Source organism: Prevotella brunnea (assembly GCF_008016795.1).
GTDB lineage: Bacteria > Bacteroidota > Bacteroidia > Bacteroidales > Bacteroidaceae > Prevotella > Prevotella brunnea.
The window spans coordinates 1-8,173 of the sequence record NZ_SDIK01000077.1; the positions used below are offsets into that span (position 1 = coordinate 1).

Consider the following 8,173-nt stretch of genomic DNA (forward strand, 5'->3'; position numbering starts at 1 on the left):
ACTTGCTGGTTGACTCTGCGGAGTAACATTCAAGGACAGTTATAATCATTTTAATGTTATTCTTATTTGCCAAAGTTATTGAAAATGCTTATCTTTGTGAAGATTTTCTATATTGAAACGTTTTAAGTTGGAAAGAACTGAACTTGAATGAAGCAAACGATAGAACTGCTTGCACCGGCAAAAAACCTTGAATGTGGAATGGCTGCCATTGACCATGGAGCGGACGCCGTATATATCGGTGCGACTCAGTTTGGCGCGCGGCAAGCTGCCGGTAACAATGTCGAAGATATTCGAAAGCTTTGCGAATACGCCCATCGGTTTGGTGCGCGGGTGCACGTTACGGTCAATACGATTATCTATGAAAATGAACTAAACGATATGTTGCTGCTCATTGATGAATTGGCAAAAGCCGGTGTTGATGCGTTGCTTATTCAGGATATGGGCTTATTCAGTGAATGTAGAAAACGCTATGGAAACAAGTTCGCGCTTCACGCGAGTACGCAATGCGACACGCGAACACCGGAAAAAGCAGCTTGGTTGCACGCGTTAGGTTTCAATCGGGTGGTACTTGCCCGAGAATTATCGGTGAAGGAAATAACCGCTATTCATCAGGTTGCTCCCGATATGGAGCTGGAAGTATTTGTTCATGGTGCGCTCTGCGTGAGTTATAGTGGAATTTGTTATGCTTCGCAATATTGTTTCGGACGTTCTGCCAACCGAGGTGCATGCGCACAGTTCTGTAGAATGGCTTTTGATCTCAAAGATGCGAATGGGAAGTTGATAGAACAACAACGCTATCTCTTATCGCTGAAGGATATGTGTCAAATTGATAATCTGGAGTCTTTAATGCGTTCCGGAGCTTGTTCGTTCAAGATAGAGGGCAGACTGAAGGATGTAAATTACGTGAAGAATGTGGTGGCAGCCTATAATCAAAGGCTCAACGACATTATCGCAAAGCATCCCCAAGAGTTTCAAAGAGCTTCATACGGCAAGGTGGATTATTCGTTCACTCCCAATCTTGACAAGACGTTCAATCGTGGCTATACCGATTATTTCGCTAATGGACGCCAAAGGAATATTTTCTCACCGAACACCCCTAAGGCACCGGGAGAATTTGTTGGGACTGTGAAGGAAGTCCGTCGCGATTCCTTCAACGTATCGGGGATATCAAGTTTTGCCAATGGCGATGGGTTGTGCTTCATCTGCAAACCATCTGCCGATGGTGGCGCAAAAGCCGTTTTGGAAGGTTTCAGAGTGAACAGAGTTGTGGGCAATCGCCTCTTTCCATATAAAATGCCACAAGCGTTGCGAGCAGGAACAACACTTTACAGAAATCAAGATCAGGCTTTTGAAAAGATATTAAGTGGCAAGACGGCAGAAAGACGAATCCCTATCAGCATGAGATTAGGTGTAACACGCTCCGGTTATTCACTTTCTGTTTCTTTGTCGGAGAACATTGGAAAGCAGCCACAGACCTGTGCCGAGATAGAATTGGAACATCAGAAAGCCGAGAAACCGCAACGAGAGAACATCTTGCGACAACTTTCTAAGTTGGGCGACACCATCTATGTATGTGAAGAGTTGAAAATAGAAGATGAGGTGGATCAATATTTCATTCCGAGCAGTTGGCTGGCAAAACTCAGAAGGAAAGCCATCGCGCGGTTGTCGGCGATACCGCTCACGCTGAAACCATCCGACATCCCGATGGATGTGAACAGCAAGGCAAACAAAAGGGTTGCTGATTTCACCCATCTCAATCCATCGCAATACAGACATTACCCTTATCTGTACAACATCTCCAATTCCTCTGCCGCCAGCTTCTATGAGCGACAAGGTATGATACATCCGGACAAAGCTTTCGAGTGCTTGGATGAGAAGAAAAACGAAAGTTCCGAACCACTGCTCATGCAATGTCGCCATTGCATTCGATATTCATTGGGCTATTGTGTGTCGCACGGAGGCAAAAAGCCCACATGGAAAGAGCCTCTCTATTTGGAACTCGGCGATAAGCGACGTTTTCGCTTAGAGTTCGATTGCAAAGATTGTCAAATGAATATTTATGCCCTATAAGCCAATGAAACACCCTGTCAATATGTATCATGGACAGATAAGAAAACCTTGGACGCTTCGTTTCGGAATTGTGTTCATTGTCTTGTTGCTGCTCGTTGGCAGTCTGTCGGGCTGTTATCACAAGAAAACTCCCTCCAGTTTTCATCTGCCCGATAGTGTGCAAGAAGCGCAAATCTCGAAACGTATCCTCCCCGAGCACGACTCTCTAAAGTTGAAGCAACAAGATGGCAATGTCATTAAATGGCACGGAACTGCGAGCAGTGTGGACTCTTTCGCTTTTAGGGTGAAACATCATTATTCTCCGGGTTTCAACTTCGTGGTGAGTTCCGACTCTCTCTTGTTGCTCAGGCAACAGCCGGAAGAGGCAGTTAATAATTTGGAAACCGACTCCTTCGCCGTAACTCGGGGCAAATCGTTGGCGGTGGCGGATGTTCGCGTTATTCCCAACGACAGTATCGACAGCGTTTGGGTGCAGATTGCCACAGAAGATCTCGCTTTCGGTTGGGTGAGAGAAGGGCAATTGCTGAAAAAGGTTGATCCGGATGATCCTATTTCGCAGTTCATCTCCATTTTCTCGAATGTCCATCTGTTGGTTTTCTTGGTAGTCATCTCGCTTATTTCCGTAGGCTACCTGATGCGTAAACTACTCAGGCGCAATGCCAAAATCGTGCACTTTAACGACATTAACTCATTTTATCCCACACTCCTCGCCATCATCGTAGCGGCATCTGCCACGTTCTATGCCAGCATACAACTATTCGCTCCCGAGACTTGGCGTGAGTTCTATTTTCATCCTTCGCTCAATCCTTTCTCACAACCCCTCTTGCTTAATATCTTTCTCTTGTTGGTGTGGGCAATGCTGATAATCTCCATCGCGGTGATTGACGATGTGCGTCGTTTACTAAAATCGGGCGATGCTTTTTGGTATATGTGTGGACTGGGAGCCGTCTGTGCCGTGAACTACATCGTGTTCTCGGTTCTTACTTTATATTATATAGGCTATGTCCTCCTCCTTGTGTATATCTACTATTCGGTATCGGTTTGGTTGCGTCGTCATAGCGACACTTATCTATGTGGAAATTGTGGAGCACGCTTGCACAGGAAAGGAAGATGTCCCAATTGTGGAATCATCAATGAATGAATTGCTTGATATTCATCATTAATAAGGATTGCGTGTTTGTTTTTTTATATATACCTTTGCAACCGTTGAACATGATTTAATCATCCATTTGATGAAAATAATGAAGAAAACTCTTTTTACATGCTTGTGTTTCTCGTTGTTGACGAGTCCTTTACTTGCGGCAGACGACGTAACTGTGAATGACTCCTCGAAAGTTTATGATATAGAGGAAGTATATGTTTACGATCAGCCTAAGGAGGCTTTTCGCCTTCGTCAGCAGTCTTTGAGTAGCATATCTTTCAGTAGAAATCAACTGAAGAACTTGAACATACAAGATCTCGGGCAATTGTCGGCATTTGTTCCGTCATTCACAATGCCACAGTATGGCAGCCGGCTTACGTCTTCAATGTATATACGCGGTATAGGCTCGCGCGTCAATTCTCCCGCTGTGGGTATTTATATTGACGGAATACCATTGCAAAGCAAGAGCGCGTTCAACTTCCATACTTACGATGTAGATCGTGTTGATGTTTTGTTGGGTCCGCAAGGCACACTGTATGGGATGAATACGGAGGGCGGATTGTTGCGACTCTATGGGAAAAATCCATTTGAATATCGCGGAACCGATTTGAAACTCGGTGTCGGAAATAAGTTCCGGCGTGAAGTTGAAGTGGGGCATTATGACCGTCTGAACAATAAGACTGCTTATGCGTTGTCGGCTTTCTACAATGGGCAGAACGGCTTTTTCCGCAACCAATTCAATGGCGAGCATGCCGACTTGTTCAATGAGTTTGGGGGGAAAGGGCGTTTGTTATGGAACCCAACCAATCGGTTGAACCTTAGTTTCATCGCGGATTATCAATATGTTAGGCAAAACGGATTTCCTTATGGACAGATTGTGAGTAAAGAACAGATTGCAGAAGCTGATATCACATCTCCTTATTATCGGTTGAAACCCGGAACGCAAGCCCCCAGCCAAAATAGACAAAGCAACTATCGCAGGAATATGCTAAACACAGGAGTTGGCATCAAATACAATGGCAATTCCTTCGTGCTGAACTCAATGTTGAGTTGGCAGTTCCTCAACGATTATATGATGATGGATATCGACTATTTGCCGCAGGATTTCATGCACCTTGAACAACGTCAGCATCAGAATTCATTGACAGAGGAATTGACAATCAAGAACAAGCATAACAGCAGGTGGCATTGGACATTCGGCGCTTTCGGGTCATACCAGTGGCTGAGAACAGATGGACCAGTATATTTCAACAAGGGGATGAATGATTATCTCTCCAATGTGATAACGAATTATGCCTACACAGGAATGCTTAATTCCATGGCCAAGCGAATTGCCGAAGGACTCGTAAATGCCGGAATGCCTCTTGACGAGGCTATGAAGAAGGCCTTGGCTCAGGTTGCCGCAATGATCAAGGCTGCTGGTGGGTGTACGATCAAAGTTAATATGCAGACTATACCTGGCATCTTTCAAACACCAACATTTAATTTGGGTGTATATCATGAAAGCAATTTTGACATCACTGATCATCTTGTCGCAACACTGGGACTTCGTTACGACTATTCGCAGGTAGCTATCGACTATGCGACGTCGGCCCGTGTCCTAATGGATGAGAATGCCTTAGGCGTGCATGTCTCTCCAACCATAACATCATCGCTGTCGCATCATGAAAGTAATCATTTTAATCAGTTCCTTCCCAAGATTGGCCTGACTTATCGCCTCAACAACGGAAGCAACGTCTATACATCTTGGGCGAAGGGCTATCGGGCTGGAGGATATAATTTCCAAATGTTTTCTGATGTGTTGCAGACTGAGATTTCAAAAGCCTCAAAAAAGCAGTTAGAGGACCTAGATATTCAGCACGACGAGGCATATTATGCAAACATTGCCCGAACAATCGAGTACAAGCCGGAGACAAGTTGGAATTATGAGATAGGAACTCACCTGAATTTATTTGGTGGTCAGGTGCATTTGGATGTAGCAACCTATTATATGCAGATTCGAAATCAGCAGCTATCTGTTATGGCAGGAAACTATGGATTCGGGCGTATGATGACTAATGCAGGTCGCAGCCACTCATGCGGTATTGAGGCCTCGGTATATGGTAAGGCTCTGGAGGACAAGTTGTCCTATACTTTAAGTTACGGTTTCACAAGTGCTCGTTTTGATGAATATTCAGATTCAACCAAGGCTGGTATTGTTGATTACAAGAAAAACAAAGTGCCTTTCGTGCCACAGCATACATTGGCTGCAAATGCAGATTACCGCTTAGACGTTGATCCCGCAGCCTTGTTGGATCCAACCAATAAGTTCCATCTTCGCGCGGTGACTGTCGGTGCCAATTTGTCGGCACAAGGCAGAACCTATTGGGACAACCTGAATACCGTAGCACAGAATTTTTATGCGACATTAGGAGTACATGCTGATGCCGACTTTGGTCCGATGCATGTGAATCTTTGGATTCGCAACCTGACCGATACAAAGTTTAACACTTTTGCGGTGCAAAGTTCCACTACCGGTACAAAATATACTTTTGCGCAGCAGGGTAATCCGTTCCAGATTGGTGCTGACTTCTCCTTTCATTTTTGATTTATAGATTTTTTAGAATTATAAATATTAGACTGTTAGAAATTAGATCGAACCGCCAAACTCGCTGATGAGTAAGGCGGTTTTTTTGTTGGAAATGATGCGAGTAAAAAATCTCGCGTTAGATACTTACGTTTCATCAGCAAAGTTTTTATAAGTTTCTTTTATAATCAATCGTCGATTAGAGCAATCAAGACGATTAGCGCAACTTCAAAACTCTAATTTCTGCATTGATCATTACTTTAATTTCATTCATTGGCTTTTGAAAATAAACGCTTTGAATGGCTTTATTGATGATACCATGACCAACCGCCAATACGTGTTGGTTCGGGAATGACTCTTTTAACCAATTAAGAAAGTGCAAAGCACGGATTTTAAGAGCATCCAAAGATTCAATATCGGCAGGCCATTTTGACGGATCATTAAGATTTGCCAAAGAAGGAATATATTTTCCGGTGAAGCTTCCCCAGTCGCGTTCGCGCAATAAGGGAGTAATTACAACCTCTTTGTCATGTGGCTCGGCTATCATCTCACAAGTTTCAACGCTCCTCTGCAAATCGCTCGATACAAAGGCATCAAAATGCCTTGAAGACAATTCATCAGACAATTTTTGTGCTTGGAGGATTCCTTTAGCATTCAATTTTCCGGGAGTTTGTCCTTGCATGATTTTCCTTTCGTTATCGAAGGTCTCCCCGTGGCGCACTAAATATAATGTTGTCATGGAATGTATTTTTTGAACAAAAGTAATAAAATATAAGTAGGAAAAGTTGAAAGTTGAGATTTTTTTGTACTTTTGTATCAAACTTGGCGGGGAAATCCCTCACGCCATTCCAATACCATTTAATTATGAAGATATTTCAAAGTTCAATTATTCGGGCAATCATTGCCATTATCATAGGATTTTTGCTGATAAGATATAGAGAAGAAACCATGAGATGGATGACCATAACTATTGGTGGATTGTTTTTAATTTCAGGATTATTCTCTTGTATCTTCTATTATATCGAGAAAAACAAGTATGATAAAGCTGCTTCACAAAATGTTTCTGAGAAGAATGTAAGTCTCCGAAAACCTATTTTCCCGATTGTAGGTGTTGGTTCCGCTGTTTTAGGAATCATTTTAGCAATGATGCCGGGAGATTTCATTAAATGGGTTGTTTACATTTTAGCCGCTATACTCATCCTCGCCTCCATCAATCAATTCATGAATCTTGCTCGTGCCAAGATGTATGCCCATGTACCGATTCTTTATTGGTGCTTTCCCATCATCACCTTGGGAATAGGAATTTTAGTGATTGCCAAGCCAATAGAAGCAGCAACGTTTCCACTAAAGATAATAGGTTGGTGTCTGATATTTTATGGGGTTGTGGAACTTTTAAATGTCATAAAGATTTACCAAATGAAACAGGCTTATGACAAGATAGAAGAGAATAAGATTGTAACCGGGAGAAAAATAGACGCTGAAGAAAAAATAGAAGAAGCCGAAATTGTAGAAGACAACGACTAGGGCTTCGACAGAAAAAGCAGAATAGCCCATGATATTAAGGATATTCTGTTTTTTTTTATAAAACAAAATCGGTCGTTATAAACCATTTTAGTTCTAAAGACATTAGAAATGTTCAATTATATATGCTTGTTATTCAGTGATTTACTAACTTTACCGCGTTTTATTCTAAGCATGACCTTTCCATTGAGAACCTTGTTTCAAACCACTTTTGGATAACTGAGGCTTGTGGGAGTTCGGTAGTCATGGCATATAAACTTCATGTCGCTGTTTCGCCATGCACTGATCAACCTCGCGAAAAAAGCAGTTTCCAAAAATCATGCACTATGAACTCATATCAGTACCTGCACCTGTCCGGGCAAGACAAAAGACAAGCATATTCTTTATTTTTGGAGCATTGAAAACACAAAAGTTCTTCCCGCCAATATGGGAGAAATCAATAATGTCCTAAATTTTCTTCATTCATCTATCCAAAGCTTAGCTTTCACTTTCCAAAAGCTTACCTTTTACAATACAAAAGGTCATGTATTGCTGTGCAAAAGCTTAGCTTTTAAATCGCAATTAATATCATTCTCATTATCAATAGATTACGAAGTGCATTTCGGACGTGGTTTTTGTAATATAATTTCATGGTGATGGTCGGGGCGAATGTTCGCTGTCAAGCGTCTGTTTGGCATTACCGGTACTGTCCTATAAAAGTGTGTAAGCTCCTTTTTTCTTATCTTTGTATTTGTAAACCATAAAAAAGAAAAAAATGAAACTTACACATTCGCAAATTTCGGAAATTCTTTCGAATTACACAAGCAGCAGCGAGGGTTTTGTTACCCTTCAGTCATTAATCATGAACTCCCTGATGTATCATGAACGAGAGTTGT

General features: G+C 42.3%; 5 protein-coding genes and 1 pseudogene. 5 read left to right on the top strand and 1 reads right to left on the bottom strand.

Annotation, left to right across the window (positions count from 1 at the left end; translation table 11 throughout):
- The first annotated feature begins 147 nt into the window (after positions 1-147).
- The 3 genes from ETF27_RS09555 to ETF27_RS09565 all read left to right on the top strand — a co-directional run bounded on the left by ETF27_RS09555 (position 148) and on the right by ETF27_RS09565 (position 5,798).
- Positions 148-2,070, top strand: coding sequence for a peptidase U32 family protein (locus ETF27_RS09555; protein ID WP_147785756.1), 1,923 nt, complete (start codon positions 148-150; stop codon positions 2,068-2,070).
- A 4-nt stretch (positions 2,071-2,074) separates the two neighbouring features.
- Positions 2,075-3,211, top strand: a complete 1,137-nt coding sequence (locus tag ETF27_RS09560; protein ID WP_130829710.1) for a zinc ribbon domain-containing protein — start codon at positions 2,075-2,077, stop codon at positions 3,209-3,211.
- A 100-nt stretch (positions 3,212-3,311) separates the two neighbouring features.
- Positions 3,312-5,798: a TonB-dependent receptor gene (locus tag ETF27_RS09565; protein WP_130828584.1), complete on the top strand. Its 2,487-nt coding sequence runs from the start codon at positions 3,312-3,314 to the stop codon at positions 5,796-5,798.
- 196 nt (positions 5,799-5,994) lie between these two features.
- Here ETF27_RS09565 and ETF27_RS09570 read toward each other — a convergent pair whose 3' ends face one another.
- Complete coding sequence (locus ETF27_RS09570; RefSeq protein WP_130828585.1) at positions 5,995-6,516, bottom strand: histidine phosphatase family protein; 522 nt, start codon at positions 6,514-6,516, stop codon at positions 5,995-5,997.
- 125 nt (positions 6,517-6,641) lie between these two features.
- On the opposite strand from ETF27_RS09570, the gene ETF27_RS09575 reads away from it, so the two are divergent.
- Both ETF27_RS09575 and ETF27_RS11535 read left to right on the top strand, forming a co-directional pair.
- Complete coding sequence (locus tag ETF27_RS09575; protein ID WP_130828586.1) at positions 6,642-7,301, top strand: DUF308 domain-containing protein; 660 nt, start codon at positions 6,642-6,644, stop codon at positions 7,299-7,301.
- 751 nt (positions 7,302-8,052) lie between these two features.
- Positions 8,053-8,173, top strand: a pseudogene (locus tag ETF27_RS11535) (IS256 family transposase); the annotation flags it as partial.